The following is a 26812-nucleotide window of genomic DNA, read 5'->3' as shown; positions in this document are numbered from 1 at the left end:
TTCCTAGCCCGTGGCCAGCTTCTTCATCCTCCTCCAAAGGACAAAACCGATGACCGGAATGAGAGCCAGAAGAATGAGCATGCCCTGCCGCTCGGTCAGCAGGAACGCGAGCGGTGCGTTCTGTGCCATCGCGACCGTCTGGCCAAAGGCGTATTCCATGGGGGGGCCCAGTATGAATCCCATGACCATCGGCATGACGTCGAACCTTGCGGCCCGCGCAATGAGGCCAAAGGCGCCAAAGCCGACGAGCATCAGAAGATCGATCGAGTCGGACCTGAATACGAAGGCACCGGCAAAAGCGAACATGATCACGATCGGCACCAGGATCGAATTCTTCAGCGTCACAAGACGCGCGAAAAAGGGAACCGACAGGTAGCCGATGACCAGGAACAGCAGATTTGCCAGCACCATCGCGATCAGGATCGCAAAAACCGTGGCGCCCTGCTCTTCGAACAATTGCGGCCCGGGGCGCAGGCCCTGCGCAACAAAGGCACCAAGCAATATCGCAGTGACATTATCGCCCGGGATACCCAGCGTGAGCAACGGCACGAGCGTCGGTCCGTTGACCGCGTTGTTGGCGGATTCCGCCGCCGCAACCCCTTCAATCTCGCCCTTGCCGAATTTCTGAGGATCATCCGAAGCGTTCTTGGCAGCAGTGTATCCCATCATGGCTGCAACAACCTGGCCAAGGCCGGGAATGATACCGATACCGGTTCCAATCACGCAGGACCGGCAAAGCGTGCGGAATATACTTTTGAATTCCGACCAGTTCAAACGGTCCCCGACGACTGCCGCAAGCGCCTGCCCACGGGTTGACCGCATGACCACGTTGACGATCTCCGGGATGGCAAACACACCGATCAACATCGGCAGCAAGGGGATGCCGGACTTCAGGTCAAAGAGACCGAATGTGAATCTCTCCACGCCACCGAGCGGGTCGGTCCCGATAAACGACAACCAGATCCCGAGCAGCATCATGATCAGGCTCTTCAGGACGTTCCCGCCTGTCGTGACTGCGATGATCACCAGAGACAGCAGGAGGACGGCAAAGATCTCCGGCGGTCCAAACTGCATGACCAGCAATGCGATCGGAAAAATCATCAAGATCGTGAAGATGTCGGAAAATGTGTCCCCGAAAACGGAAGAGACCAGGGCGGTGTCGAGCGCCTTGCGAGACTGACCCTTTTTGGTGAGCTGATAGCCATCCAGCGTTGTTGCAACGGCGGCCCCCGTACCAGGCATCGAAACGAGGATCGCCGGAACGCTGCCCCCGAACATGCCGCCCTTGTAGATTCCAAGAAGAAACGGAATGCCGACGAGCGGGTCGAGAAAAAACGAAATCGGCAACAGGATCGCCATTGCCATAAGGGTCGTGAACCCGGGAAGCGCGCCGACCAGCATGCCGCCGAACAGGCCCATGCAGATAAAAAGGATCGTATCCAGGCGAAAAGCCAGTTCGAGACCTTGTGTGAACTGCTCGATCATTGAACAGCTCCTCCGATGCCGTCGGATTCACCGAGAATGTAGGCGTAGAAAAACTCGATCGAAGACAGTTCCGGCAGCGCGACCGCGAGCAATCGCGTTGCCCCGAGATAAAGCAGAACCGGCGGAACAAGGGCGATCAGCGCGATCTGCCAAGGGCTGCGGTTGCCGACCAGAACAGAGATCATAGCCAGTGTCAGCACGCTTGAGATCAGGAAACCGAGCGGTACCATTGCCAGGGAATAAAACAGCATGATTGCAAAGAGCATCAGTCCACGGATACGGCTGTGCTCGTTGTAGACCGGCTCGGACCAGATGCCTTCGGGCCGGATATTGCAGCGGTATAGAAACAGGATGTTCAGCACCACGAGGCCGCCCAGAACCAGGTAGGGAAACAGGCTTGGGGAAATCGCAGTGAGCGAGCGGCCGAAGAGAACTTTCGGTGGCGCCACGAGCTGCGTCATGAACACGATCGACAAGGCAGACGCCACGCCCAGGACAGCCGAAACAATCACCTCCGGATCAACGCGTCTATTAACAGAGTTCATCTGTGCTTTTCCTCCTGCAAGCACCAGACTAGCGACCTGCCAAAACGATCCGAAATGCTAACTTTGCGTAGATGAATGCAGAACACGAATAGTGCTCATGCCGCATCTAACTCCTTGTCAAACAAAGAGATTAACTCCTCGTCAAACGCTTTTCTGGTCGTATCTACTTCTTGGCGACACAATGCGGCGAACCGGGCGCGCTCGGCATCGCCCAGGTCGATGATTTCAACACCGTCCTGCACGAGAGCACGGCGGCAGATATCGTCGTCTTCCTCTGCGAAACGACGCTGAGCCCGGGTCGCCTCGGCGACGGCCTTTTCAACCGCACTGCGCGTTTCGTCGGGCCAGGCTTCCACGCTTTCAGTACGAAAAAGTACAAGTGCGACGCCCAGAAGATGCCGGGACAGCGTGATGCAGCGATGCGTCTTGTGAAGACCGAAATTGTAGATATTCGTCAGTGGATTTTCCTGCGCATCGACGGTGCCGTCTTCCACCGCTGCGGGCAGGTCACGTACATCAATTGCGCGCGGGTCAAAGCCGAGCGAGCGGAAGACGCGCTGATGGTCTTCGTTCGCCAGCGTCCTGAGCTTCAGGCCTTCACAATCGTCCGGTGTTCGGATTGCCTTGCGGCTGGAGATATGACGCAAACCGTTGTCCCAGTATCCAAGCACGGTGTATCCGGTTGCAGCGGCAACTTTATTCTTCAGCCGCTCACCCAGTTCACCGTCAAGAACGGCGTAGGCACGCCGACGATCCGGCACAACAAAATGCTGATCGAAGATGCCAAGTTCCGGCACCCTCTTTGCCAGATAGCTGGAGGAGAAATAGCACCCGTCGAGCGCACCTTCCTCGGTCATCGACAGGAGATCCGCGGCCTTGTGGCCACGGACGACTATGTTCTCGTCAAATTCCAGCGAAACGTCGCCGCCGCCTACCCGAGCCAATTCCGCTGCCAGCGTTCGTCCGCCCCTCGTGTGCACGGACTTTTCGCCCTGGTATCCCCCGAACCTGATCCTGATTGTCATCCAAGTTCCTCCTAGGACAGTTCCGCCATCAACTCGGCGGGGTCCGGCGGCAAGGCGACCGGTTCGCCCCGTTTCGCCGAGACATCCATCGCCATGGTGAAAAGCAGGTTCCGGTGACCGTCCTGCGCAGTGGCATGCGGCGTATCGAGACCGGCATAAAGCCGTTGATACCAGGCGTTGGTTTCCTCACGCATGGGGCCCCAGAGCTGACCGAGATGAAGGTCACCCGGCGGGTAGCTCGTCAGGAATTCGACATGGCGATCTGGAGCCTTGTAACCTTCAGGTGCATAGCCTGCGCCTTGTGCAACATTTGTCGCCATGACGAGATCACGGTGTGTGTCCTCAATGTCGATGACACCCTCCGAACCGACGATGCCAATCTCGATGCCGTAGACTGCACCCGGCCATACCTCGGGCAGAGCCCAGGAAATGTTCATTGAAAAGATCGAGCCGTCGTCCATTGTGAAGATGCCGAACGTCGAGTCTTTCGTGCCCCAGGCGCCGAGTACCCTGTCGGTCGAGCGGGCATAGACACTGACCGGCTTCTTTCCTTCCATCAGCCAGAGGGACATGTCGAGGCTGTGTGTTCCCGAAACAACCATCGGTGTCAGCGTGGCGCGCTCCTGTGTCCGCTGGACCGTGGCGATCGGCACCATCCGGTTCATGAAAGCCCTTGTGACGACGGAATGGACATCTCCGATCTGTCCCGTGATCAGGCGTTCCTTGATGGCGAGAAACCGGCGACGGAAACGCTGGGTGTAACCGATTACCGCATCGACGCCGGTTTCCTCGATCGCAGAAAGGATCTGTGCGGATTGACGCGCGTCCGTGGCAAGCGGTTTCTCGATGAACAGATCATGCCCCTGCTGAATGGCCAGCATGGTCGGTTCAAAATGAAAATTCTCGTCCGTTGCGATAATGGTTGCCGTGATCTCGGGCCGTGCGAGCAATTCCCTGAAGTCCGTCGTAAAAAAATCGGCCTGCACATCCTCGGCGAGCTTTTGGCCGATATCCGACTTGATATCGCACAGGCCGATCCAGCCGACGCCCGGATAGGCGCGTGCAATCTCGGCCCGGATACGGCCGATGGTACCGCAGCCAACTATGGCCAGACCGATTTCCTTGTTCTTCGTTGGCACCAAAAAACTCCTTAACCTTGTGGGGACGAAAGTGTCGGTTCCACATCATCCGTTCCCTTTCTGAGAGACCAAAGGGCACGCAAAACGCCTTCAATGATGACAAAGAGCACGGCGAGCATCAGCACGGTGCCGATCCATTGGGACAGGATGAAACCGAGGGACTTGTCTTCGAAAACGAGCAGCGAGCGTCGCAGATTTTCGTCGGCGAGCGGCGCCAGGATCACACCGAGCACGACCGGTGCCGTGGGAAACCGCATTATCGTGAACAGCCAGCCGAAGACGCCGGCAGCGAACATGATCCAGACGTCTGCCATAGTCAGCTTGACCGCGAATGCGCCGATCACACAAACCGGCAAAATCATTGGCATCAGGATGCCACGCGGCAGACTGAAGAGCTTCACGCAAGGCCCTATCAGCGCGAACGCCGCGACATACATCAAAAGGTTCGCGACGATGAGGCAGGCATAAATGAAGTAGATAAGACCGGGATGATCAATCTCGATCGTCGGTCCGACGACAACGTTTTTCAGTGTCAGTGCCGCCAGAAGGGCTGCTGCCGCCGCGTTGCCGGGAATTCCGAGTGCGAGCGTTGGCAGCATCGACCCGCCAATGTTGGCATTGTTTGCGGTTTCGGCGCAGACAATCGCCTGGTAGCTGCCTTTGCCCCATTTGGCCTTTTCTTCCGGTTTGGCCCAGCGGCGGCCGATGTCATAGGCCAGGAACGAGGCGACGTTGGCACCCGCACCTGGAATGGCCCCGACGAAAGCACCGATTGTTCCGGAGCGCAGGGCGCTTGGAATATATTTTGCGAGTTTGCCAAGGGGCGGAAACACACGCCCGACTTCCGAGGGTATTGTCGGCATGTCCTTGGCCGGCAAAGTTCGCAGGATTTCCGACAGGCCGAACAGCCCGATCAGCACAGCCACGTAAGACACGCCGTCGTACAGCGCAAACGATCCGAATGTGAAACGCGGCACGGCATGGATTGCATCGAGACCAACGAACGCGATCAACATGCCGATCCAACCCGCAATCCAGCCCTTCAGCGGGACGGATCCGGCCGCCATTGAGCCGGCAACCATGATGCCGATGATCGCCAGCCAGAACATTTCCCAGGACTTGAAATTCAGGGCAAATGCCAGAATGAGCGGGATCAGCAGGATCAGCAGCGCGATGCCAACCATTCCGCCGACAAAGGACGCGGCAATGGACATGCCGAGCGCCTGCCCTCCCTCTCCCCGCTGGGCGAGCTGATGGCCTTCGATCATGGTCGGCACGGCGTCCGGTGTTCCGGGGATGTTGATCAGGACTGCCGAGATCGCGCCGCCAAAAACACTGCCGGTGTATACGCCGAGCATGAAGCTGATGGCGACATCCTGGGACATGCCGGCGGACAGTCCGATCAGCAAACCCATCGCCATGGTCGTGGAAAGGCCCGGAAGCGCACCCCAGACGATCCCGAGGCAAACGCCGCAGAGCGACATGACAAGCAGGCTCGGCTGCAGGGCCGCGAGAAGCGCGTCGATCATCAGAAGGACCCCGGCAGCGGTATGTTGAAGACATGCTGGAATACGGTGCTCAACAGCAGGGTCCAGACAATCGACACGCAGCAAATGATCCAGAGCGCGCCGGTCCAGGACATGCGCATGATGGTGGCAAGTGCCAGGATGGTCACCGGTTCGAATGCCGTTATCGAATGACGAAATTCACCGACGACGATGTCATGCCGGAAAGCAAGATATTGCAGGCCCGCAATGTAGACGGCGATTGCGGCCGCAAGCACGAGAGACTTCAGATCCGTCGAAATGTCCCGTCCCGCGAGCACAGGCATTCGTACACCCTGGCGCCAGCGACCGAAGGCAGAAGCGCCCAGGCCGAGCGCCATGACGAGAAGACTGGCCGCGACGATGAACGGCAACAGTCCGGGGGCCGTCTGCAGATCGGCAGGCACAGGCAACGCCAGACTGCCAAACATGACGGCAACGGACAGCATGATCAGCAGAAGTGTCGCAATCAGATCGAGAGCCGGTGAGGCATACCCGGTTCCGGCTTCTTCACCCTCGAATTTGACATCAGAGTGAGTGTGTTCGCTCACGGGCGTCCCCTTGCGGCTTTTCTGGATGTTTCAGCATGGAGACCCCGGCCTGACGAGCCGGGGTCTGACCGTCGCTATGCGCCCGACTTGATCGGGGGCGGCGTGTAGCCCTCGGGCGGCCACCACGCATCGAAATCTTCCGGTTTCGGCAGGCCCAGTTCTTCGGCCGTCTTCACATCGGCACCGATCTGGTCCTTGAACTTGTTGAAGATTTCAACGGTGACCGCTTCCATCAGCGCGCCTTCCCGGTCCGCTTCTTCGCCGATCTTGATGTCTGGCTGGAAGAATTTGGCTTTCAGAAGTTCCTGGAAACCGTCGGAATTGACAGCCGCGACAAAACCGTCAGCAAGGGCCTGCATGGCTTCAGGGGGAATGTCACGCTTCACCATGAAGTTATAGGTCGCACCCACCGGCAGCAGGGCGCGTGCTTCGGGAATGATCGATGCGATTGATGGCAGAACCGTGCCATCGTCCAGGGTGATGTCCTCGATGCTGGTGTGGCACAGATTGCGCAGCTTTCCGGCACGGATCAGGTCGATATGCTCGTGCAGACCGCCGCCGGCAATGTCGGTTTCTCCCTGCAGTCCTGCAAGCGTCGCGGGTTTGCCACCCTTGTAGGGAACGTATTTCAGTTCGACACCGGCCATGTTCGCGATGATCATGGCAAGCTCGTGCCAGACACCACCTGTACCCGACGTTGAAATGGTCACGCTTCCCGGGTTCGCCTTGGCAGCTGCAATGACATCGTTCATTGTCTGATGAGGGCTGTCCGCGGCGACCGACCACGAGGCCAGCGCATTCGCCGCCTTGAACGGCACCCAGTCCTTCCAGGGCGTAAAGTCCGCATGTCCGAGAACCCGGACAAAACGGTTGTAATTGGCCCCTCCGAGCACCGTGTAGCCGTCCGGGCGCTGTCCGCCAACGAACTGCGTCGCGATGCCACCGACGGCGCCCGGCTTGTTGATCACATTGACGTTCCAGCCTTGGGCATCCGCCATTTCCTGCGCGATCTTGCGCATGATGGTGTCGGTTCCACCTCCGGCGGAATACATGACAACCAGCGTTATCGGGCGTTCGGGAAACCCTGCCGCCAATGCGATGCCTGGAATGGTAATCTGAAGTCCCGTCATCCCGGCTGCTGCGCCGGCACCTGCAAGGAACGATCTGCGGCTCGCGCCACTCTTGTTCTCACTCACGCTTCTTCCTCCTCCTTCTTCGGACCGCCTCCTCAAACAGCCCGTTTGTCCTCACGCGGTTGCGTCAGGACCGTGGTAATTCTTGCTATTCACAAACGTTACGACACTCTCCTCCAGTTCCGTTTCCATCAGAGCGTTCCAGCGATTGTTGAAGCCGAACAACGCGATGACGGAGCAGATTTCGACGATCTGCGCCGTCGAGAAATGGTTTCTGAGAATTTCCATGTCGGCCGCATCCGCAGACGCCGGGCATTGGCCACCGGTCAGGGCGATCCGCAGCGCGGCCCGCTCCACATCCGAAAACAACGCACTGGTTTCGAAGTCCCACAGGGCCTCCAGCTTGTCCTGCGGCACGCCGTTGTCCGCACCGTTCTTGAACGTGTGCGCCGAACAATACCGGCAGCCGTTGGACAGGCTGGTCACGTGGGCGACCATCCACAAAAGGGCCGGGTCAACTGTTGAATTGGGATTGCGAACAACCGCACGGATGAGATTCAGCACGGCCGTTGCGATCTCGGGGCGGTGGGAAAGCGTAAGCATGGAGTTGGCGACGAAACCGGTCTGACCGGCCAGCCACTTGATTTCCTCTGCCGCTTCCCGACTTGCCTCAAGATCAACAGGTGCTACGTGTGCCATCGGCACCTCCAAATAAAATCGAGTTTTCTTCACTCGCTACATGAATATCGAATAACGAGAGCATTTCTAAATCAGCATTACTGATAGCGTGTATTGGCAATTCTGAAGCTCGCGCCCCCAACCGGGGCTTGACGCAAGCCGCGATCCTGCCGTCAGATCCAACTCCGCAAACAAACGGCGACCCACCCGGCCCATCGCATCGGACTTCCGAGGGATATTGATTTGACAGGTGAACTTGTTGGCGTCATCGCGCCGATACTGCTGATGGCTGCGATCGGCTACTGGATCCAGAAAGCAGGGCCGAATCTGGAAACCAAAAGCATGAGCATGCTGGTCATGATGGTCGGCACTCCAGCGCTGGTCTTCTCGTCGCTGACGTCCACCGACCTTCCGGAGGAAGTGCTCTTCCAGATGTCTTTCGGCGCCATCTGTACCAGCATCGTGGCAGGGTTCCTTGCGACCGTTTTTCTCATCGTGTCCGGTTTCAACCTGCGCAGTTTCCTGCCGAGCCTGACCATGCCCAATTCGGGAAACATCGGTCTTCCCGTGGTGCTTCTTGCCTTTGGCGAGGAAGGTCTTGCCATCGGCGTCGCTTTTTTCTTCGTAATCGCAATCCTGCAATACACGGTCATGCCGATCGTGACCGCCGGCACCTTTTCCCTGACAAGAACGCTGAAAGAGCCGCTGGTCTGGTCTGTAACCGCTGTTCTCCTTGTCAAGGCAACCGGGATCGACCCACCCGAAGTCGTCAGCGAGACGACCAGATTGCTCGGAGGCATGATGATCCCGGTTATGGTCATTCTGCTTGGCGCGGCCATTGCGCGCCTTCAGGTCGGCGATATCGGTACGGCCATCCTGCTTGCAAGCGCGCGGCTCGTCATCGGAATTGTCGCAGGGCTTGCGACGATTGCCTTGCTTGACGCCAAGGGTACCGTCGCAGGCAGCATGTTCCTGATGGCGGCAATGCCGTCGGCCATCGTCACCTACGTCTTTGCCGAGCGCTACGGCCGGGATCCTGAAAAGGTTGCCGGCCTGATTGTTGCCTCGACATTGATGACATTTGCCGCCCTGCCCGCTCTCTTGTGGGCCGGCCTCAGCATTGCGAACCAGAACCTTCCAATCGGCAAGATACTGTCTGCGTTGATTTCCGGACTGTGACGGGACAAGGGGCATTTTTCATTCCTACGGAATCGGTATGTCGTTCACGTGTTTCGGAACGTGATACCCGCGCTGAACCGCAGGTCTCTCCGCTATCCGCACGTACCAATCCCTGACGTTTGGAAACTCGTTGAGATCGATTTCCTGCCACTCGTAACGGGAAACCCATGGCCAGCAGGCCATGTCGGTGATGGAGTATTCACCGCGGCCGTCACCGGCGATGAAATCGCGGTCCTGAAGGCGGGTGTTAAGGACCTTGTAGAGACGACGGCCCTCGGTGGCGTATCTCTCTTCTCCGTATTCGGACTTGCCCTTGTTGTATTTGACGAAGTGATGAACCTGTCCGAGCATCGGCCCGAGGCCGCCCATCTGCCACATCAACCACTCGATCGCAGGCCAGCGGGCACTTCCCTGCGGAAGGAACTTGCCGTACTTCTCGGCGAGGTAGAGCATGATCGCTCCGGTTTCCATCATCGATACGCCGGTTTCGTGGTCGACAATCGCCGGAATTCTGTTGTTTGGAGAGATCTTCAAAAAGTCCGGTTCGTGCTGCTCGCCCTTCGTAATATCGATCGCGTAGGCGGTATAGTCGACGCCAAGTTCTTCCAGAAGGATTGAAACCTTCCGTCCGTTCGGGGTGGTCCAGGTATAAAAATCGATCACGCGATATGCCTCTCGGTTTCAGAAGTCTTCAATAAAGTCAGGCCTGCCCTCGCAGGTGAATATCAGTCTTCCGGCAGGAATGTTGCCCGGACAGACTTCAAATGCGTTCGCATGGCGTTTTTGGCCCCCGCGACATCCCGGCGTTCCAGGGCGGCAACGATGGCCTCGTGCTCGGCGAACGAGTGGTAATCAGGCGGAGGACCGCCCTCGGGTACATCCAGACGTGACCAGACCACCGACACGCGGACCTTGTTGACCAGCCAGTGAAGCTCGCTCAACAACGTGTTACCCGCAGCCTCTGCAATCTCTGTGTGAAATGCGAAATCAAGTTCCTCATAGGACGGCCAGGACGTTGCAGACCGCATTTCCAGTGTCAGCTCACGCAGCCTGGCAAGTTGGCGCGGGGTGGCGTGCACCGCAGCCATGGCGGTAAGTTCGGGCTCCAGAACAAGTCGGGCAACCATTGCCTCGTGCGGGCTGGTCCGATCAGCAAGAAAGACCAGATTTTCAGATGACGCTCCAGCCACGGCGTAGGCGTCACCGAGGAATGTCCCTCTACCGACCTTTCTATGCACAACGCCTTCGGCTTCAAGCACCGTCAGGGCCTTTCGCAAAACACCCCTGGAAACACCGAGGGTGTCGCACAGCTCCCGCTCCGGCGGCAAACGTCCGCCGGGACGGAGCCCGGATTGATCGAGCCAGCCCCTGACCAGATCCAGAACGGGAAGCGTAGGCGATTGCAAGTCCAGCACCAATTTGGTTCACCATTCAAACTTCGTGGCAAAAATGATCTATTCCAATTTAGCCACACTCGCAAAACAGAGACAAGTATCGATTTTTTCTTTACAGATCGATTTTTATCGTGAAATTATAGAACCAACACACCAAATTGGTTAACCAATGTCAATTTCGAGGTGCAACGCATCGAACAATTGTTTCCAGTGGCTCGCACCAGCTGAAACACCCTCGATGGCTTGCTCACTTCAATCAGGGAGGACCGTGTGAACGCGCCGCCAGAAACAACCGTCCCGTCCATGATGAAAGCCTGGGTTCTCGGCGATCCGGACGACATCAAACTCGTGGACAAGGGCGTTCCCGTACCCGGAAAGGCGGAAGCCCTGGTCCGGATCGATGCCGTTGCCATCTGCGCGACCGATCTGGAAATCCTGACTTACGGAACACCGGCCCTGATCGAAGGTGGCCCGCCATTCAACAAGAACTTCACCCCGGGGCATGAATATATGGGGACCATCGCGGCGCTTGGACCGGGCGTTGACGAATTCAGTGTCGGAGACCGGGTCACCGTCGAGATCCATGCAGGGTGCGGCCAATGCAAGCGTTGCCGCATGGGCATGTACACCTCATGCCACAACTACGGCAAAAACTACGGCGATCAGGACAAGGGTCACCGGGCCAACGGCTTCACGACCAATGGTGGCTTCGCCCAATATGCGGTGAACAACATCAACACCATGATCAAGGTGCCGGACACAATGTCCGACGAGGAAGCCACACTTGTGGTGACCGCCGGAACCTCGATGTATGGCCTGACCGAACTGGGCGGACTTGTCGCCGGCGAAAGCGTTGTAGTGATCGGCCCCGGCCCCATCGGTCTCCTGGCTGTTGCTGTCGCCAAGTCGCTCGGCGCTTCGCCAGTGGTTCTCGTGGGGACGCGCGAAAACCGGAACAGGATCGGCCTGGAACTCGGCGCCGACATTACCATAGATGCGCGGAACGAAGACGTCGTTGCCCGTATCATGGACCTCACCGGGGGCAAGGGTGCCGACTACGTGGTCGACTGCGCGGGCAGCGAAACGACGGTCAACCAGGCAGTGCACATGACCAACCGCGGCGGCAAGATCTGTCTTGCCGCGTTCCCGAAGAAGCCGGTCGAATTCGACCTGGGGTATCTCGCGGTCAACAACATCTATCTCTACGGCATTCGTGGCGAGGGCAGATCCGCCACCCACCGGGCCATGGCCTTCATGGCCGAGAAACGGTTCGACGCCACCAAGATCCATACGCACACGTTTCCCATGGAAGACCTTCCCACGGCACTGAAATACGCACGCGAGCGTATCGACGATGCCATCAAGGTGGTCGTTTCCATGAAAGATAGTCACGCGGCAGCAGACGCTGCGTCAGAAGGAGCTGTTTGATGTCAAAAGCCCGCCGCGGGATTTATGCCGCTGCCGTAACACCCTTTGACGATCAGGGCCGTGTGGATGCCGGCAAACTGATCGCCTATTGCCGCCACCTTGTAAGCGAGGGCGGTTGCGACGGCATTGCACCGACGGGAACGACCGGCGAGGGCAACTCCATAGCAGCAAAGGACCGGCTGACACTTCCCGCCGCCTTCGCGTCTGCCGGTTTCGCCGCCGATCAGGTGATTTTCGGAACCGGTGCCTGCGCAGCAGACGATGCGGTCGCCTATACACGCGCTTCGCTTGAAGCCGGCTTTCCGAACGTCCTGGTCCTGCCGCCATTCTATTACAAGAATCCGAGCGATGAGGGACTCCATGCCTACTACGCACGCCTGATCGACCGGGTGAATTCCGATGCATTGCGGATCTATCTCTACCACTTTCCGCAAATGTCCATGACGCCCCTGTCTCCGACGCTTGTGGCAGGCCTGAAAGGGGAGTTCGGGCCGATCATCGCCGGACTGAAGGATTCAAGCGGAGACTTTTCACAGTCCACCGCATTTGTAGACGCCACAGGTGGCATCGATGGAGACTTCGACGTCTATCCTTCCAGCGAAGCGATGGTTTTCGATGCTCTGGACGCAAAATGTGCCGGCATCATTTCCGGATCGACAAACGCCTTCGGTGACATCGTTCGCACTGCGCTGACCGCATCGGGGGACAATCGAGAACAGGCTTTTGAACACGTCAAGGCCGCACGTGCCACGGCCGCCAAATACCCTTTGATGGCGGCGATGAAACAACTGGAAGCCTGGCGAGCGGGCGACGACAGCTGGACACGCATGGCACCTCCACTCGTCGCACTCAATGACAGTCAGAAAGCCGCGCTGCGCGCCGATCTGGACGCGCTCCTCAGCGCGCGGGACGCTGCAGAATAGTTCCAACGGAGACGACCATGGCACAAGCCCAACGGGCAAAGCCCGGACCCAACCACATCGAGACGGCAACCGATCCCGCAGCTTTCGCCCACTGGCCGGAAGGTCTTTACGGGGCAATGAAAACCGAAGAGTTCAATGGCGTTGTCGGATCCACACTGGTTTCCGAAACGGACCAGGTGCGCGTCTGGCATCTTCGCCTGCCACCGGGCAAACGCTGTCCGTTCCATCGCCACGTAAACCCGTATTTCTGGTCCGCGCACAGGGCCGGGAAAGCGCGCGGGTACTTTTCCAGCGGCGAGATCAAGGATGTCGAGCATTACGAGGGTGAAACCAGGCATTTCTTCTACGGAGAAGGCGAGTACATGCTCCATTCAGTCGAAAACATCGGTGACACTGAACTGCTGTTCACGACCGTCGAATTTCTCGATGGGCCGAATACACCCCTTGAGGTGCCGGACAGCGTCCGGCTGCAGGTCCCCGGCGCAACAGCCGCGTAACGGATTGGGAGACCGGCCCCGTTCAAGAAGGCCGGCTCCCGGTGGCACCGCTGATCCGGTGCATTTGAACAATGTTCACGGGAGGAAACCATGAAGAAGATAATCGCCAGTGCCACTTTGGCAACAACGCTTGCCTTGGCGGGCACTTCGGCCATCGCCGAGGAAATCACGCTGCGGATCGGTTCCGGACACCCGCCCGGTGTCGTTTATGCCGGGCTGATGATCGACTATTTTCAGCCTGAACTGAAACGGCGCGTCGAAGAACGCACCGACCACACGATCAATTTCGTGGAAGGCTACTCCGGTTCAATCGTCAAGGTCACCGAAGTTCTGGAAGGCGTCCAGGACGGCATCATCGACATCGGCGGTATGTGTTACTGCTTCGAGCCGTCCAATCTGCCGCTTCATGCGTTCCAGGTCATGATGCCCTTCGGTACGATGGACCCGGTTCAGTCCCTGCAGATTGCCCAGGATGTTTATGCCGAAGTTCCCTATCTGACGGATGTCTTCCCGCAGAAGTTCAACCAGGTCCTGCTGTCCCGCATCGCCGACGGCGGCTACAATCTCGGCACGTCGTTTTCCTGGGAAAAGCTTGCAGATCTGAAAGACCAGAAGATCGCCGGGGCGGGGCTCAATCTGAACTGGCTGAAATACGCCGGTGTTTCGCCTGTCCAGTCGTCGCTGGCCACCGCCTATACGGAAATGAATACCAACGTTTACGAAGGCTGGATCATGTTCCCGTCGGCATGGGTAAACCTCAAGCTCTATGAACCGGGTCCCTACTATACCCTGATCGGATTCGGCTCGATGACCTGGCACGGCCTTACCATCAATCAGGATACCTACAACGAACTGCCCGACGACGTTAAGGAGATCCTGCACGAGGTCGCGGCGGACTACGAAGAGCAGACCGGGATCGTGAACCAGAAGGAATACGCGCGGCTGGTGGAAGAACTGCGCGAACTCATCACGGTGACCGAAATAGACCCGGCGGTTCGCGAGGCCTGGGCGGAAAGCCTGAAGGACTGGCCACAACAGATGGCCGATGACCTAGAAGGCCAGGGTCTGCCGGCCAAACAGGTGCTGAACCTGGTACTCGATAAGGCCGAGGACCGTGGCTACAACTGGCCGGTCCGCTACGAGATCAAGTAACAACGCGCAGCCAACTGATGCTGCGGCCGGACAGGCTGCAGCATCTCTTTTCCCTCCAGGCGATGCGGCCCTGCCGCGGCCGACCTTCGAAACGGCTGAAGATCCATGTTCCTGATCAAGGTGACCGACCGCCTTACGAAACTTCTCATGATCCTGGCCGCCGCCTGGGCGTTTATCCTGTGTTTTTTCATTCTTGCGGACATCATCTTCCGCGCGCTGAACATGCCGCTGCAAGGCACAAAGGAGATCGTCGCCAATTCGGTCGTGATGATCGTTTTCCTGCAGCTGGGGTTTGCGGTCCGCTCCGGGTCGATGCTACAGGCGGATTTCCTGATCGACGCCTTCAACCCGACTCTCCGCAAATTCATCGTGGTTTTGGGCCTTCTTCTTGGAGCCGCCTTCTTCCTGTTCCTGATGAAAGCCGGCATCAAACCGGCAGTCAGGTCCTTTGCCAATGGCGAATTCGATGGCGAGGGCGCCTTGCGCGTTCCGGTCTGGCCGGCACGATTCACGATCATATTCGGCAGCGGCCTGGCTGCCTTCAACTATCTCCTGTTGGCGGTTATCGAAGCCTTTGGCTTATCCGACCGACTGAAATTCCGATGAGGGTAAAGCTTCTTGTTTGATTTCGGGACTGCCCTCATTGTCATCGGAGGTTTGCTGGGCCTTGTACTGCTCGGCGTTCATGTGGCCGTCGCCCTGGGCATTTCCAGCGCGGTCGGGATCTATCTGGTGACCGGCAAAATGCGCATCGTGGAGGCTACCGTTGCCTCGACTGCCGCGGAAGCTCTGCGCGACTTTACCTTCGCGGTGATTCCGCTTTTCATGCTGATGGGTGAATTTATCGGCCGATCCGGGGCGATCACCGATGTCTACAATGGCATCAACCGGGGCATCCGGCGCCTGCCCGGGCGCCTCGCCATAGCAACCGTTCTGGGCAATACGATTTTCTCCTTTGTGACCGGTGTGTCGATCGCCTCGGCTGCTGCCTTCTCACGTATTGCCTATCCGGAGATGAAAGCCTTCAACTACAGGCGTGGTTTCGCGCTCGGCGCAATCGCGGGTTCCAGCTGCCTTGGCATGCTGATCCCGCCGTCCGTGCTGATGATTGTCTGGGGCATCCTGACCGAGCAGTCGATCGGCCGACTTTTTCTTGCGGGCGTTCTACCCGGCATCCTGCTGGCAAGTCTGTTCCTCGGCTACATAATCGTTTCGGCCATCATGAACCCGGAGGTTGTCGGCGAAAACCGTTCCGGTTCACAGCAGCGGGAAGCTGCCGCCGACCGGGTCGAGATGAGCACCGGCCAGTTCCTGTCCAGCATGACCGGCGTCTTCGGCATCATCCTTGCCGTGCTTGGCGGCATTTGGTTCGGAATTTTCACTCCGACGGAAGGTGCCGGAGCCGGAGCGGCACTGGCCCTGCTGTTCGCCATGACGAAGGGACTGACCTGGCCGCAATTCATGCAAGCAGTCTATGCCGTCGGCAAGACCGCGGCCCCAATCTTGATCCTGTTGTTCTGCGCAGCGCTCTATTCCCGGACGCTGGCCATGACCGGCGTGACAACAGCTATTCGCGAGTATTTCATCTCTTCCGGACTGGAGGCATGGCAGGTACTGACCGTCATCCTGCTGATCTGGTTCATTCTGGGCATGGTCATTGACAGTATCTCGATCATGCTGCTGACGGTTCCGATCGTCGAACCTATCGCGGTTGCCTTTGGTTTCGACCGTCTGAGTTTTGCGATCGTCGGTATCCTGGCCATCGAGGCCGGGCTCCTGACCCCGCCATTCGGGCTGCTTGTCTACACGGTCAAGGCAGCCATCGAGGACCCCGAGGTCGGTGTGCAGGAAATCTTTCTCAGTTCGATCCCCTATTGGGGGATCATGCTGTTTGCCGCCATCCTGCTGATCGCCTTTCCGCAAATCGCCAACTGGCTCCCTGAAACCCTGATGTAGATTACCGGAGGAAAACATGCCCGCTTACTGGATGGCGCGCGCCAGGATCAACGATCCGGTCGAATACAAGAAATACACCGACCTTGTTCCGGATATCATCGCGGATCATGGAGGCAAGGTTCTTGCGCGCGGCGGTGACTACGAGATAATGGAAGGACCAGATCATTTCCATCGTTTCGTGGTCATAGAATTCCCGACACTTGAAGCCGGCGTCAATTGCTTCAAGTCGGATGAGTACCAAAAGGCAGCTGCCCATCGAAGGGCGAACGGGGCCGGTGAAGTTCAGACCGTCGTCGTTGAATCCGGGGATGCAACCGTCTGATCACTTTTAACACATCGGAGACCGCCATGCAGGCGCAACGTATCATGCTGACCGGGCAAGGAGCGCCCGAAGTCATGAAGATGGAACCCTTCGACGTTCCACCACCAGGAAAGGGCGAAGTCCAGATCGAGCAGACGGCCATCGGCCTGAACTACATGGACATTTATCAGCGCTCAGGTCACTACCCGCTCGTCATTCCGAGCCCGCTCGGACTTGAGGCCGCCGGCCGGATCACGGCACTCGGCCCCGAGGTGGAAGGGTTCAGCGTCGGCGACCGCGTCGTCTATGGCGGCGTGCTGGGCGCTTACGCGACAGTGCGCAACGCACCATCTGCACGCATTCTGAAGATACCCGATGGCATCACGGACCAGACTGCCGCCGCCGTCCTGATGAAGGGCATGACCGCTGAGTATCTGCTGGAACGCTGCTTCAAGGTCCAGTCCGGGCAGGATGTCCTGTTCTTTGCCGCCTCCGGAGGCGTCGGCCAGCTTGCCGGCCAGTGGGGCAAATATCTTGGTGCCCGGATGATCGGCGTCACCTCCGGTGCGGAGAGCTGTGCAACGATCAGAAAACTGGGCTACACGGACGCGATCGACCGGACATCGGAAAACATCGCGGAACGCGTCAACCAGCTGACGGATGGCAAGGGCGTTTCGGTGGTCTATGACAGTATCGGCAAGGCAACATTCGATACTTCCATCGCTTCGCTTGCCACTTACGGCATGTTCGTTTCCTTCGGTGCAACGACCGGAGAGGCTCCCCCCGTTCCGCCCAGCCTGTTGCAGAAGGCCGGTTCGCTCTATTTCACCCGCCCGACGCTTGCGAACTATGTCGGCCCGCGTGCGGATCTCGAGCACTCGGCAAACCGGGTGTTCAACATGATCCTGGCGGGTCATCTGTCGGTGAACATCAACCAGACATGGCCGCTCAGGGATGTTGTCGAGGCGCACAGGGCACTGGAGGCGGGAACAACGACGGGGTCGTCCCTGCTGTTGCCCTAGGGCCTGTCAGTGAAACTCTCCCTTGCCCCAGCAGCATTGATTGTCGCGGCTCTCGCTGCCGCGACCCTGATGGCCTTTGGGTTCCAGTCGGAGGCAACACGGCAAGATCTCTTTCTCGTAGCCGGGACCGGGCTCTTTTCGATCGCCCTGTTCGCGACACGGGTCGTCCCCGACATCGTGGCCACCCTGCTGGTGTTTCTGATCAGCCTCGCCGTTGCGGTCGCACCGGCCGGAATCGTCTTTTCAGGACTTGCGTCAGGGGGATTCTGGCTTCTCGTCGGAGGCATCGTACTGGGGGTCGCGGTCGTTACCACGGGACTCGGGACGCAAATCTCGAACCGGATGCTCGCGCTTTCGGGCCTGTCCTATCAGAGGGCCGTTCTGGTCGTGGCAACAGCCGGGTTCCTGCTTGGTATTCTCATTCCCTCCACCATTCCACGCGTTCTGATCCTGATCCCGGTCGCCGTATCACTTGGCACTTCTCTTGGTTTTCCGGCCGGAAGCCGCGGGACGATGGGCCTTTGTGCCACAGCTGCCGTCAGCACCTTGTTGCCGACTTACGCCATCTACACGGCCAACCTGCCGACAATCGTCCAGTTTGGCGCTCTGGAAAGCCTGTATGGCCTGAAAACGACCTATTCCGGTTATTTTCTGGCCCAGTTTCCGGTCAATCTGCTGCGCTTTGCCGTCCTTCTGGCCGTCTTGTGGCGGTTCAGCACGGACAAACCCGATCCCCAACACCTCCAGCCCGGCGCCGGAGCAAAGCTGACGGCACCCCAGACACGTCTTCTCGTGCTGCTCGTGTGCGCAATCACGCTCTGGGCGAGCGACTTCGCGCACGGTATCCAGCCAGCCTGGATCGCACTCGCGGTTGCCACTCTCGTGCTCTGGCCGAAGATGGAAATTCTTCCCAAGTCCGCGATGAAGGACAAGATTGACCTCACACCGGCACTGCTGTTCAGCGCGATCTTTTGCGTCAGCGCGCTTGCCCGTCACGTCGGTCTGGATGTTGCGCTGGCCAATACACTGATCGGGAAGCTGGCCTTGGAGCCGGGTCGGGATTTCTGGAACATCTATGCCGTATTCGGGTTTTCCGTCGTGTTGTCGCATCTGACAACGGCACCGGCTGCACCGCTCGTTCTTGCGCCGTTTGCCGAACCGCTGGCAACGGCGACCGGTTTGCCGATCGTAACTGTCGCAATGGTCCAGATGATCGGGATTGCGAGCCCGCTTCTGCCCTACCAGGCACCTCCACTTCTCATTGCCATGTCGCTTGCCGATATCTCCACCGGGTTGCTAACCCGGATCTGCCTGGCACTTTTTGCCGCCGTTGTGCTTTTGGGGCTGCCACTGACAATTTTCTGGTGGCAGTTTACGGGCTTGTTGCCCGCGCATGGGTGAACATCGAAATATCAATAATTCTGATCTTCGTGATCACATCTTATAATTTGTCATAATGTCGCACCTCACTATGTTCGAAGGCAACCAAAGGAGGGGATCAATGAACGCAATGACCGGTTCCAAAGACTTTGCCATCGACCCGAAAGCGCTGCGCCAGACGCTGTCCTGCTTTCCGACTGGTGTTGCGATTGCAACCACGCTGTCGAGAACAGGAGATCCTGTCGGCGTAACCATCAGTTCCTTCAATTCCGTCTCAATGGACCCGCCTCTGGTCCTTTGGAGCCTTGCCCGCAAGGCCGGCAGCCTTCCAGAATACAGGGCGCATCCGGGATTTGCGATCAACATCCTTTCAGCTGAACAGGCGGAACTTTGCAAACTGTTTGCCAGCGCCGAGAGGGACCGGTTTTCGGGACTGGAGTGGACTGCAGGAACTCACGGTGTCCCTTGCATCGCCGGCTGCGCGGCCTCACTCGAATGCGAGACACATGCCGTTCACGAAGGCGGAGACCATGAAATCTTCATTGGCCGGGTCGTTGCCCACATGAGCAGCGAAAAAACCCCACTCGCCTTCGGCAAAGGCCAACTCGGCGCTTTTACCGTCGACTAGCCGGACGCTGCCGCTGATCGCAAATCGGTGCCCAATCACTTACCGCGCAACGAGTTTGGCGACTTCCTTCTTCAACTCTTCCAGAAAAACCTGTGCCTGCGCAGACAGCGGGCGGCGGGCGGGTTCGATCTGGACGAATTCCAGGAAGAGCGGCGGCTGGTCCAGCGGGGCGATCCGGCGCACCGATCCGTCCCTGTCCGGGGCACAAATGACGCCCGGCAGGATCGTTACCCAGTCCGAGCGGGCGACAAAATCGAGCGTGCCGAGCATTGCATCCAGTTCCATGATCCGTTCCACGCGAATGGAATGGGTAGCGAGATACTCCTCGATGCGTGTCTTGCGAATGTTGATGCTTGAAGGCGTAACCAGCTTCAAGGGGGCAAGATCCTGCAGGCGCGCCGGCTTGCCGTGCACGACTCCACTTTGAACCCCGCCAACTATCATTTCCCGGTCCTGTGCAAGATGGCGCACATTCAGGCCCACAGCGCCTCCGAAGGCGGGAACAATCGCAAAATCAAGCTCTTCCGCCTTGACACTGTCTGTCAACGCACCGCTATAGCCCTCGATGATGTGGATCGACACATCGGGATGGTGACAGGCCATGTGATCCAGTGCCGGCGCAAGAGCTGCCCGGGCAAGCACCGGCATGATCCCGGCGTGCACGACGCCTGAAAGCGTATCCCGCCGGTTCCGGGCATCAATGATCGCCTCCTCGGCACCGCGCAAGACCGCCAGCACTTTCTGATAATACCGGTTTCCGGCAGGTGTCAGAAGCACACCGTCGCTTGTCCGCTCGAAAAGCCGAATTCCCAGGACATCCTCAACGGCCGCGACATGCTGTGAAATTCCAGACTGGGTCGCATTCTCCCGCGCCGCAGCCCGCGTAAAAGACCCCTCTTCAGCGACTGCAACAACTGACCGCATTTGCCGGAGTGATATCATCCGAACCTCATTAGATTTCTTGATAACTCAGTTTAGTACTTATAATTTTCCCAAACACCAGCCCCGGAATAAAGTTTGATCCAGATCAATGACACGCGCTTTGGAGGAGAAGGCCCATGGAACTCGGTTTCTTTACGATGCCGATCCACCCGCTGGATAAAGACTGGCGGTTGACGCTCAAGGAAGACAGGGAAGCTTTCCTGCTCGCGGACGAGTTGGGTTTCACGGAAGCTTATTGTGGTGAGCATGTCACCGACCAGGCCGAAAACATCACTTCCTGCGCCATGTTCATCGCTTCGCTGGCGAGCGCCGTCAAAAACATGCGCCTTGGAACCGGTACGGTAAACATGCCCAATGCCCATCCGGCGGCCGTTGCAGCTCAGGTCGCCATGCTTGATCACATGCTGGACGGCAGGTTCAATTTCGGCATTTCGCCTGGAGGTCTCCTGTCTGACGCGGAAGTTTTCGGCAATCTGGACGCTGACCGCAACGAAATGTTTCTGGAAGGCATCAACACCGTCCTGAAGATCTGGGAAGGTGAAGCGCCCTACAACATCGAAGGCAAGCACTGGAAGATCACGACCGAACGCACCAGCATGGCCGAAATCGGCCAGGGCATCATGCCGAAGCCTCTGCAGCGACCGCATCCGCCCATCGTCGTGACTGCCGTCGCACCGTTTTCCAAGGGCGTCACAGAGGCGGCCGCCCGAGGCTGGGATCCGATCAGCGCGAACTTTCTGATGCCTCAGTGGGTCGCCAGCCACTGGCCGAAATATGTCGAGGGCTGCGAGCGGATCGGTCGGCCCGCGCTGACCGAGAATTGGCGTGTTGCAAGGTCTGTCTTTGTTGCCGACGATCTGGACACCGCCCGTGAATATGCACTCGGCCCGGACAGTCCGTACCGGTTCTACTACAAGCAGATCCTCACCAAGATGCGCAAGAACAACCGCCTTGGCCTTTTCAAGACACACCGCGATCAGCCCGACGAGGAAGTTACGCTGGAGAGTGTCCTGGAAAACCTGGTCACCTGGGGAACACCCGACAAGGTGACCGATGACCTCCTGGCATACAGGGAGACCGTCGGCGACTTCGGCATATTGCTTTATGCCGGCAAGGACTGGGTCGATCCGGAACTTGGCAGACGCTCAATGGTCCTGCTGGCCGAAAAGGTGAAACCCGCGTTCAACGCCGCCATTTCCTCCAAAACGCAGGCTGCGCAATGACGGGACGCGTCGATCTCGGCAATCATAGCCTTCAAACCTATATAGACGGCCCCAAAGGCGCACCCTGGCTGATCCTGTCGAATTCTCTCGGTGCAAGTGCGGAGATGTGGGACCCGCAAATTCCCGAGCTCGGAAAACATTTTCAGGTGCTGCGATATGATACGCGCGGTCACGGCAAATCAGACGTTCCACCAGGTCCTTACACCTTTGATCAGCTTGTTGGCGACGTGATCGGCCTGATGGACAAACTGGGAATTGAAACGGCCCGATTCATGGGTCTTTCCAAAGGCGGCATGACGGGGCTCGGACTTGCTATCACGTATCCGGAGCGGATCGAGCGCGTGGTCTGTGCAGACGGGCGTTCGGACGCGCCGCCGCCCTTCAGGGCCATGTGGGACGATCGAATCGGCAAGGTCGAAGAAAACGGCATGGCGGGGATCGTCGAAGGAACGATGGCAACGTGGTTCACACCTGACTGGATCGAGGCCAATCCACAAGCGGCCGGGCAAATTCAGCGCATGATCCTGTCTCACGAACCGGAAGGTTACATTTCGAATTGCCGGGCGTTGCAAGGTCTTGACTACTACCGGCACCTCCACAAGATCACTATTCCGACCCTTTATGTGGGCGGCAGCCACGACAAGGGCGCTGCGCCGGACGTCATGCGTGCGATGGCCGATGCGACGCCGGGTGGACGATACGTCGAGATTCCGGACGCGGCTCACGTTGCCAACATCAACGCACCGCAAGCCTTTAACCGTGCCGTATTGGATTTTCTGACTGAAGGTGGCTGAGCCGGAGCCGATGCAGATTTTCTCTGGACCGATATGCGGGGCCGGTCCGGAAAATTCCCTCTACCCCGCAATTCGACTTCGGGCCGCCCACCCCACCGGGCGGCCTCTTTTTTTGCCTGGCAGGTAACCGTTGTCAGGCGCCTGGAACCTTCATGCCCATGAAATCGATCATGACGAAGTCACGGTACGCGGGCCGATCGCACAAACGATCATAATAGGCGCGCAGGCCCGGCAGGTCTGCCCGCTCAAATTCGAGCTCGTAGTAGCGGTAAAGAAGACTGCCAATCTGGAAGTCAGCCAGGTTCAGCGAATCGCCGCCGATGAAGGCCCCTTCGATCATATCCTGAACGATCTGCATCGATTGCCTGAGCACGCCGGCCGCACTCGCAACGGCTGCATTGTCGCGTTCATTCGCCGGTGTCCGGATGGTCTGCCAGAATATTGTCGGGATCAGGGGTGTGTAAATATGCTGCCTCGACATGTCCCCCCAGCGCTCGATCTGTGCAGCGGCCATGGGGTCGGCCGGATGGCCACCGTAGCGGCGCATCAAGTATCGCAGGATTGTGGCGGATTCGGACAAAGCCTGCCCATCCTGTTCGAGAACCGGCACCAGTCCGAGGGGATTCATTGCCAGATACCCGGGGGTGTCATTGCCGCCGAACGGGCCACCGACATCCAGTCGCTCGTACTCAACCCCGAGCTCTTCCAGGCACCAGATCACCGGCTGAACGTTGGCGGACGAAATACGGCCGTGTACCTTGATCATTTTTTCAGTATCCCTGTAAACACTCATGCCGCTTCCCAAGCGAAGCTTCGGGATACTGACCCTTTCCGCGCCGTTGACAAACCCCTTTTTCAAACAAAGACGTGATCGAAAGACCCAAACTGATTGCCCGTCATACAGAGGCGAGTGACGTCACGATTGTTTTCTCAGCCATGTCATCTCGTTCAGCATTCTGCAGGGCCTCACCCAATTCGAAATGTCACCCGTTTTGGGGAAACACTCTTGCAGTCAGTCACATGCCGCCGTGACAATGATTTCCACCTTGAGTTCAGGTCTTGCGAGCTTTGCTTCGCCACACGCACGGGCCGGTGCATACCCCTCCGGAACCCATGCGTCCCAGACTGCATTCATCTCGGCGAAGTCCGACATATCGGCAAGCCAGATAACCACCTGCAACATTTTTTCTCTTGAAGACCCGGCGTCTTCAAGCAATACGTCGACGCGGGACAGGCATTCGCTTGTCTGGTCAGCAACGCTGTCGCCAGCGTTTCCGACCTGGCCGCACAGATAGGCCACGCCGTTGTGCTTCACAATCTTGCTCATGCGGGCAGAGACGTGCTTGCGTTCAATCATCTTTTCCTCAAATGCTTGTTTCGGTTACACCTTGGCCGGCCTCACGATGGCCGTTGCTTTCTTCGGTTTGTGTGGTTCTGTCACACGCAACGCCCACCATCAACTTCCATCGCAACGCCCGTGATCATTCCAGCTTCGTCAGAACACAGGAAACAGGCTGCATTGCCCATATCTTCCGGTGTCGAGAATCGTCCAATCGGGATCGTTGACAGGAATTTCGCCCGTATCTCGGGTGTGTCTTCTCCCATGAAACTCTTCAGTAAGGGCGTCTCACCCGCAACCGGGCAGATTGCATTGACGCGTACCCCTGAAGGTGCGAGTTCCACGGCCATCGTCTTGGTCGCTGTGATCATCCAGCCCTTGGATGCATTGTACCAGTTGAGTCTCGGACGCGGGCTGAGACCGGCCGTGGACGCAACATTCAAGATCGCACCGGTCCCTGCGGCGGTCATCAATGGCACAAAATGGCGTGCGGTCAGGTAGACCGACTTGCAATTGACCGCGAATACCCTGTCGAACTCCTCCTCGCTCACGTCCTGCATGGGCATCGGAAGATGGGTCACCCCGGCGTTGTTCACGAGAATGTCGACAGAGCCGATGCTGTGTGCTGCCGCTTCAGCCAGCGACTGAACACTGGCATTGCTGGCCACATCGACTTTCATGGCGACACCTCTGACTTCGCCTGCAATCTCCTCCGCCATGTCCATATTGAGATCAGCGATCAGAACCTTCGCGCCTTCTGCTGCAAACTTGCGTACAATTCCAGCCCCGAAGCCCGACGCACCTCCGGTGACAATGGCCGTTTTTCCCTGCAATCTCATTTGTTTCTCCTGCCTTTTCCTTCCGTCATCCAGGCTCGGGTCGCGCAATGTCCGGCGCTGCCTGCCGCGTTGACGCGAGGGTGCCGTCTGGATGCTGTCACGGACCTGATCCGGGACCTGGTCACCACCAGGTTGACCGACCCCGGCTCAAGGCAAGGGCGGGCATATCGTGAACAACAACGGACCGTGGTTTCGTATGCCTGTCTCTTCTTGATAGTGCCAAATTCGATCCGCATCGCGCTTCAAGACATGTCCTTCACCCGTGATAGGCCGCGACCGTCTTCAGTGTCGTGAAGCCATAAAGCGCTTCGAAGCCCTTCTCCCTCCCATGGCCGGACTTGCCGATGCCGCCGAAAGGCAATTCGACACCGCCGCCCGCACCGTAGTTGTTGATAAAAATCTGCCCGGAGCGGATTTTCCTGGCCAGTCTCAACTGCCGTGCGCCGTCTCGCGACCAGATACTGGCAACAAGCCCGTAGTCTGTGCCATTGGCTATCGCGACGGCTTCATCCTCATCATCGAACGGAATGACGACCTGCACCGGACCGAAGATCTCGTCACGCGCCAGGGTGTGGGAGGGCGAGACACCTGCAAACAGTGTCGGCCTGACGTAGCTTCCGCCTTCCGGGGCATCCTGGAAAGACCCTTCGGCCACCTTCTCAAGATCATCGCCCCGATCCAGAAAGCTTGAGACAATCCCCTGCTGTCTGGCCGAGATCAGAGGACCGACATCGAGGTCGGCAAGCGCCGGACCCACCTTGAGCGCCGTATACCTTTCAGCCATGCGCTGAACAAGCCGATCCTGAATCGACCGATGAACGAGTATCCGGGATGAGGCCGAACAGGTTTGACCGGCGTTCTGGATCCCCGCGTTGACCAGAAAGGGAAGCGCGGCATCGAGGTCCGCATCCGCGAATACGAGCTGTGGGGATTTGCCGCCTAGTTCAAGCGTAACGGGAACGACGTTTCTTGCTGCCGCGGTCTGAACCTGGGCTCCCGTGGCCACCGAACCGGTGAAGCTGACATGATGCACCCCAGGGTGGGCCGAAAGCGCCGCGCCTGCCTCGGCGCCAAGACCCGGAACGACGTTCAGGGCACCTGCAGGCAGCCCGGCTTTCACAGCCAGGTCAGCAAAGGCAAGCGCCGTCAGGCAGGCATCTTCGGCAGGTTTCAGAACGCATGCATTGCCTGTTGCAAGCGCAGCTCCGACCGAACGGCCGATGATCTGCATCGGATAGTTCCAGGGTACGATATGTCCCGTGACGCCGTGCGGTTCACGCAATGTGTAGACCGTGTAGCCGTCCAGATAGGGAATGGTGTCCCCATGAAGTTTGTCAGCAGCACCGCCGTAAAATTCGAGATATCGTGCAAGGGCGATCGCATCCGCCCGGGCCTGCTTCAGCGGCTTGCCCACATCAATGGCCTCGATGCGCGCCAGATCCTCCACCTTTTCCAGGACCAGTTCGCGCAGCTTTAAGAGAAGACGCCCGCGCTCAACCGCAGTCGTTTTGCCCCATGTACCCTGCCAGGCGACGTGTGCGGCTGCGACCGCCGCATCGACATCTTCAGCCGCTCCCCTTGCAATCGAGCCTATCCTTTCGCCGGTCGAGGGGTTGTGCAGCGGCAGGTGCCGACCGCCCGCCGGAGCAACCCAGTTGCCGTTTATCAGGCAACGGGACGGATCAAACCACAGGTCCAGAACGTCAGTCATGGTG

The 26812-nt window shown here is 58.4% G+C and carries 28 protein-coding genes; 13 read left to right on the top strand and 15 right to left on the bottom strand.

Translation table 11 applies throughout. The features are described 5' to 3' along the window. Positions 1 to 3 precede the first annotated feature (3 nt). The 8 genes from LA5095_RS27700 to LA5095_RS27665 all read right to left on the bottom strand — a co-directional run bounded on the left by LA5095_RS27700 (position 4) and on the right by LA5095_RS27665 (position 8121). Positions 4 to 1485 carry a tripartite tricarboxylate transporter permease gene (locus tag LA5095_RS27700; protein ID WP_055121030.1) on the bottom strand — a complete coding sequence of 494 codons (1482 nt, stop codon included), beginning with the start codon at positions 1483 to 1485 and terminating at the stop codon, positions 4 to 6. Next, positions 1482 to 2030 (bottom strand): tripartite tricarboxylate transporter TctB family protein, encoded by a 549-nt coding sequence (locus LA5095_RS27695; RefSeq protein WP_082442989.1) that lies wholly within the window; start codon positions 2028 to 2030, stop codon positions 1482 to 1484. Before LA5095_RS27695 ends, LA5095_RS27700 begins: the two co-directional genes overlap by 4 nt. 95 nt (positions 2031 to 2125) lie before the next feature. Continuing rightward, positions 2126 to 3055, bottom strand: a complete 930-nt coding sequence (locus tag LA5095_RS27690; protein WP_055121026.1) for a TRAP transporter substrate-binding protein — start codon at positions 3053 to 3055, stop codon at positions 2126 to 2128. An 11-nt stretch (positions 3056 to 3066) separates the two neighbouring features. Then, positions 3067 to 4194, bottom strand: a complete 1128-nt coding sequence (locus tag LA5095_RS27685) for a Gfo/Idh/MocA family protein (protein ID WP_055121118.1) — start codon at positions 4192 to 4194, stop codon at positions 3067 to 3069. A gap of 11 nt (positions 4195 to 4205) precedes the next feature. Continuing rightward, on the bottom strand, positions 4206 to 5723 hold the full coding sequence (locus LA5095_RS27680) for a tripartite tricarboxylate transporter permease (RefSeq protein ID WP_055121024.1): 1518 nt from the start codon (positions 5721 to 5723) through the stop codon (positions 4206 to 4208). Continuing rightward, on the bottom strand, positions 5723 to 6289 hold the full coding sequence (locus LA5095_RS27675; RefSeq protein WP_055121022.1) for a tripartite tricarboxylate transporter TctB family protein: 567 nt from the start codon (positions 6287 to 6289) through the stop codon (positions 5723 to 5725). Before LA5095_RS27675 ends, LA5095_RS27680 begins: the two co-directional genes overlap by 1 nt. A gap of 74 nt (positions 6290 to 6363) precedes the next feature. Continuing rightward, positions 6364 to 7485, bottom strand: a complete 1122-nt coding sequence (locus tag LA5095_RS27670) for a tripartite tricarboxylate transporter substrate binding protein (protein ID WP_055121021.1) — start codon at positions 7483 to 7485, stop codon at positions 6364 to 6366. 51 nt (positions 7486 to 7536) lie between these two features. Next, on the bottom strand, positions 7537 to 8121 hold the full coding sequence (locus LA5095_RS27665; protein ID WP_055121019.1) for a carboxymuconolactone decarboxylase family protein: 585 nt from the start codon (positions 8119 to 8121) through the stop codon (positions 7537 to 7539). A gap of 222 nt (positions 8122 to 8343) precedes the next feature. On the opposite strand from LA5095_RS27665, the gene LA5095_RS27660 reads away from it, so the two are divergent. Next, positions 8344 to 9279, top strand: a complete 936-nt coding sequence (locus LA5095_RS27660; RefSeq protein ID WP_055121018.1) for an AEC family transporter — start codon at positions 8344 to 8346, stop codon at positions 9277 to 9279. Between the two features lie 24 nt (positions 9280 to 9303). Here the strand turns inward: LA5095_RS27660 and LA5095_RS27655 are convergent, their stop codons facing one another. Together LA5095_RS27655 and LA5095_RS27650 are read right to left on the bottom strand one after the other, a co-directional pair. Continuing rightward, the gene (locus LA5095_RS27655) at positions 9304 to 9942 is read right to left on the bottom strand and encodes a glutathione S-transferase family protein (RefSeq protein ID WP_055121016.1); all 639 of its coding nucleotides are present in this window, start codon (positions 9940 to 9942) and stop codon (positions 9304 to 9306) included. Positions 9943 to 10004: 62 nt separating this feature from the next. Beyond that, positions 10005 to 10694: a FadR/GntR family transcriptional regulator gene (locus tag LA5095_RS27650; protein ID WP_055404477.1), complete on the bottom strand. Its 690-nt coding sequence runs from the start codon at positions 10692 to 10694 to the stop codon at positions 10005 to 10007. 249 nt (positions 10695 to 10943) lie between these two features. On the opposite strand from LA5095_RS27650, the gene LA5095_RS27645 reads away from it, so the two are divergent. From LA5095_RS27645 to LA5095_RS27600, 10 genes are all read left to right on the top strand, one after another. Beyond that, entirely contained in the window at positions 10944 to 12101 is a 1158-nt protein-coding gene (locus LA5095_RS27645) for a zinc-dependent alcohol dehydrogenase (protein WP_235808904.1), read from the top strand. Beyond that, positions 12101 to 13024 (top strand): dihydrodipicolinate synthase family protein, encoded by a 924-nt coding sequence (locus tag LA5095_RS27640; protein ID WP_055121011.1) that lies wholly within the window; start codon positions 12101 to 12103, stop codon positions 13022 to 13024. The genes LA5095_RS27645 and LA5095_RS27640 overlap by 1 nt, the downstream gene beginning before the upstream one ends. A gap of 17 nt (positions 13025 to 13041) precedes the next feature. After that, positions 13042 to 13521, top strand: coding sequence for a cupin domain-containing protein (locus LA5095_RS27635; RefSeq protein WP_055121008.1), 480 nt, complete (start codon positions 13042 to 13044; stop codon positions 13519 to 13521). 90 nt (positions 13522 to 13611) lie between these two features. After that, on the top strand, positions 13612 to 14673 hold the full coding sequence (locus LA5095_RS27630) for a C4-dicarboxylate TRAP transporter substrate-binding protein (protein WP_055121001.1): 1062 nt from the start codon (positions 13612 to 13614) through the stop codon (positions 14671 to 14673). A 105-nt stretch (positions 14674 to 14778) separates the two neighbouring features. Beyond that, complete coding sequence (locus LA5095_RS27625) at positions 14779 to 15279, top strand: TRAP transporter small permease (RefSeq protein WP_055120999.1); 501 nt, start codon at positions 14779 to 14781, stop codon at positions 15277 to 15279. Positions 15280 to 15291: 12 nt separating this feature from the next. Next, entirely contained in the window at positions 15292 to 16629 is a 1338-nt protein-coding gene (locus LA5095_RS27620; RefSeq protein ID WP_055120997.1) for a TRAP transporter large permease, read from the top strand. 16 nt (positions 16630 to 16645) lie between these two features. Further along, positions 16646 to 16951 (top strand): DUF1330 domain-containing protein, encoded by a 306-nt coding sequence (locus LA5095_RS27615; RefSeq protein WP_055120995.1) that lies wholly within the window; start codon positions 16646 to 16648, stop codon positions 16949 to 16951. Positions 16952 to 16977: 26 nt separating this feature from the next. After that, complete coding sequence (locus LA5095_RS27610) at positions 16978 to 17952, top strand: quinone oxidoreductase family protein (protein ID WP_208992889.1); 975 nt, start codon at positions 16978 to 16980, stop codon at positions 17950 to 17952. Between the two features lie 9 nt (positions 17953 to 17961). Further along, complete coding sequence (locus LA5095_RS27605) at positions 17962 to 19353, top strand: SLC13 family permease (RefSeq protein WP_055120993.1); 1392 nt, start codon at positions 17962 to 17964, stop codon at positions 19351 to 19353. Between the two features lie 100 nt (positions 19354 to 19453). After that, positions 19454 to 19960: a flavin reductase family protein gene (locus LA5095_RS27600; protein WP_055121115.1), complete on the top strand. Its 507-nt coding sequence runs from the start codon at positions 19454 to 19456 to the stop codon at positions 19958 to 19960. A 39-nt stretch (positions 19961 to 19999) separates the two neighbouring features. On the opposite strand, the gene LA5095_RS27595 is transcribed toward LA5095_RS27600, so the two are convergent. After that, complete coding sequence (locus LA5095_RS27595; protein WP_082442980.1) at positions 20000 to 20902, bottom strand: LysR family transcriptional regulator; 903 nt, start codon at positions 20900 to 20902, stop codon at positions 20000 to 20002. Positions 20903 to 21018: 116 nt separating this feature from the next. Between LA5095_RS27595 and LA5095_RS27590 the strand changes: the two genes are divergently transcribed. Then, a complete protein-coding gene (locus tag LA5095_RS27590; protein WP_055120989.1) occupies positions 21019 to 22125 on the top strand; it encodes an LLM class flavin-dependent oxidoreductase in 1107 nt (368 codons plus the stop codon). Further along, the gene (gene pcaD, locus LA5095_RS27585) at positions 22122 to 22919 is read left to right on the top strand and encodes a 3-oxoadipate enol-lactonase (RefSeq protein ID WP_055120987.1); all 798 of its coding nucleotides are present in this window, start codon (positions 22122 to 22124) and stop codon (positions 22917 to 22919) included. Before LA5095_RS27590 ends, pcaD begins: the two co-directional genes overlap by 4 nt. 133 nt (positions 22920 to 23052) lie before the next feature. On the opposite strand, the gene LA5095_RS27580 is transcribed toward pcaD, so the two are convergent. The 4 genes from LA5095_RS27580 to LA5095_RS27565 all read right to left on the bottom strand — a co-directional run bounded on the left by LA5095_RS27580 (position 23053) and on the right by LA5095_RS27565 (position 26808). Continuing rightward, complete coding sequence (locus LA5095_RS27580) at positions 23053 to 23712, bottom strand: glutathione S-transferase family protein (protein WP_208992888.1); 660 nt, start codon at positions 23710 to 23712, stop codon at positions 23053 to 23055. 219 nt (positions 23713 to 23931) lie between these two features. Next, entirely contained in the window at positions 23932 to 24276 is a 345-nt protein-coding gene (locus tag LA5095_RS27575) for a RidA family protein (RefSeq protein WP_055120985.1), read from the bottom strand. An 80-nt stretch (positions 24277 to 24356) separates the two neighbouring features. Then, positions 24357 to 25097 (bottom strand): SDR family oxidoreductase, encoded by a 741-nt coding sequence (locus LA5095_RS27570; RefSeq protein WP_055120983.1) that lies wholly within the window; start codon positions 25095 to 25097, stop codon positions 24357 to 24359. Between the two features lie 256 nt (positions 25098 to 25353). Continuing rightward, a complete protein-coding gene (locus tag LA5095_RS27565; RefSeq protein WP_055120981.1) occupies positions 25354 to 26808 on the bottom strand; it encodes an aldehyde dehydrogenase family protein in 1455 nt (484 codons plus the stop codon). Between the last annotated feature and the right edge of the window lie 4 nt (positions 26809 to 26812).

The organism is Roseibium album (genome assembly GCF_001404515.1).
GTDB lineage: Bacteria > Pseudomonadota > Alphaproteobacteria > Rhizobiales > Stappiaceae > Roseibium > Roseibium album.
The sequence above is the reverse complement of the archived record's forward strand: the minus strand, read 5'-3'. Positions and strand labels throughout refer to the sequence as shown.

Bases quoted from the DNA above. Each gene is read 5' to 3' on its own strand.
- LA5095_RS27580 (WP_208992888.1), bottom strand. From the start codon at position 23,712: ATGAGTGTTTACAGGGATACTGAAAAAATGATCAAGGTACACGGCCGT.
- LA5095_RS27680 (WP_055121024.1), bottom strand. From the start codon at position 5,723: ATGATCGACGCGCTTCTCGCGGCCCTGCAGCCGAGCCTGCTTGTCATG.
- LA5095_RS27635 (WP_055121008.1), top strand. From the start codon at position 13,042: ATGGCACAAGCCCAACGGGCAAAGCCCGGACCCAACCACATCGAGACG.
- LA5095_RS27630 (WP_055121001.1), top strand. From the start codon at position 13,612: ATGAAGAAGATAATCGCCAGTGCCACTTTGGCAACAACGCTTGCCTTG.
- LA5095_RS27575 (WP_055120985.1), bottom strand. From the start codon at position 24,276: ATGATTGAACGCAAGCACGTCTCTGCCCGCATGAGCAAGATTGTGAAG.
- pcaD (WP_055120987.1), top strand. From the start codon at position 22,122: ATGACGGGACGCGTCGATCTCGGCAATCATAGCCTTCAAACCTATATA.
- LA5095_RS27610 (WP_208992889.1), top strand. From the start codon at position 16,978: ATGCAGGCGCAACGTATCATGCTGACCGGGCAAGGAGCGCCCGAAGTC.
- LA5095_RS27565 (WP_055120981.1), bottom strand. From the start codon at position 26,808: ATGACTGACGTTCTGGACCTGTGGTTTGATCCGTCCCGTTGCCTGATA.
- LA5095_RS27695 (WP_082442989.1), bottom strand. From the start codon at position 2,030: ATGAACTCTGTTAATAGACGCGTTGATCCGGAGGTGATTGTTTCGGCT.
- LA5095_RS27665 (WP_055121019.1), bottom strand. From the start codon at position 8,121: ATGGCACACGTAGCACCTGTTGATCTTGAGGCAAGTCGGGAAGCGGCA.
- LA5095_RS27690 (WP_055121026.1), bottom strand. From the start codon at position 3,055: ATGACAATCAGGATCAGGTTCGGGGGATACCAGGGCGAAAAGTCCGTG.
- LA5095_RS27700 (WP_055121030.1), bottom strand. From the start codon at position 1,485: ATGATCGAGCAGTTCACACAAGGTCTCGAACTGGCTTTTCGCCTGGAT.
- LA5095_RS27590 (WP_055120989.1), top strand. From the start codon at position 21,019: ATGGAACTCGGTTTCTTTACGATGCCGATCCACCCGCTGGATAAAGAC.
- LA5095_RS27570 (WP_055120983.1), bottom strand. From the start codon at position 25,097: ATGAGATTGCAGGGAAAAACGGCCATTGTCACCGGAGGTGCGTCGGGC.
- LA5095_RS27615 (WP_055120995.1), top strand. From the start codon at position 16,646: ATGCCCGCTTACTGGATGGCGCGCGCCAGGATCAACGATCCGGTCGAA.
- LA5095_RS27600 (WP_055121115.1), top strand. From the start codon at position 19,454: ATGAACGCAATGACCGGTTCCAAAGACTTTGCCATCGACCCGAAAGCG.
- LA5095_RS27625 (WP_055120999.1), top strand. From the start codon at position 14,779: ATGTTCCTGATCAAGGTGACCGACCGCCTTACGAAACTTCTCATGATC.
- LA5095_RS27595 (WP_082442980.1), bottom strand. From the start codon at position 20,902: ATGATATCACTCCGGCAAATGCGGTCAGTTGTTGCAGTCGCTGAAGAG.
- LA5095_RS27640 (WP_055121011.1), top strand. From the start codon at position 12,101: ATGTCAAAAGCCCGCCGCGGGATTTATGCCGCTGCCGTAACACCCTTT.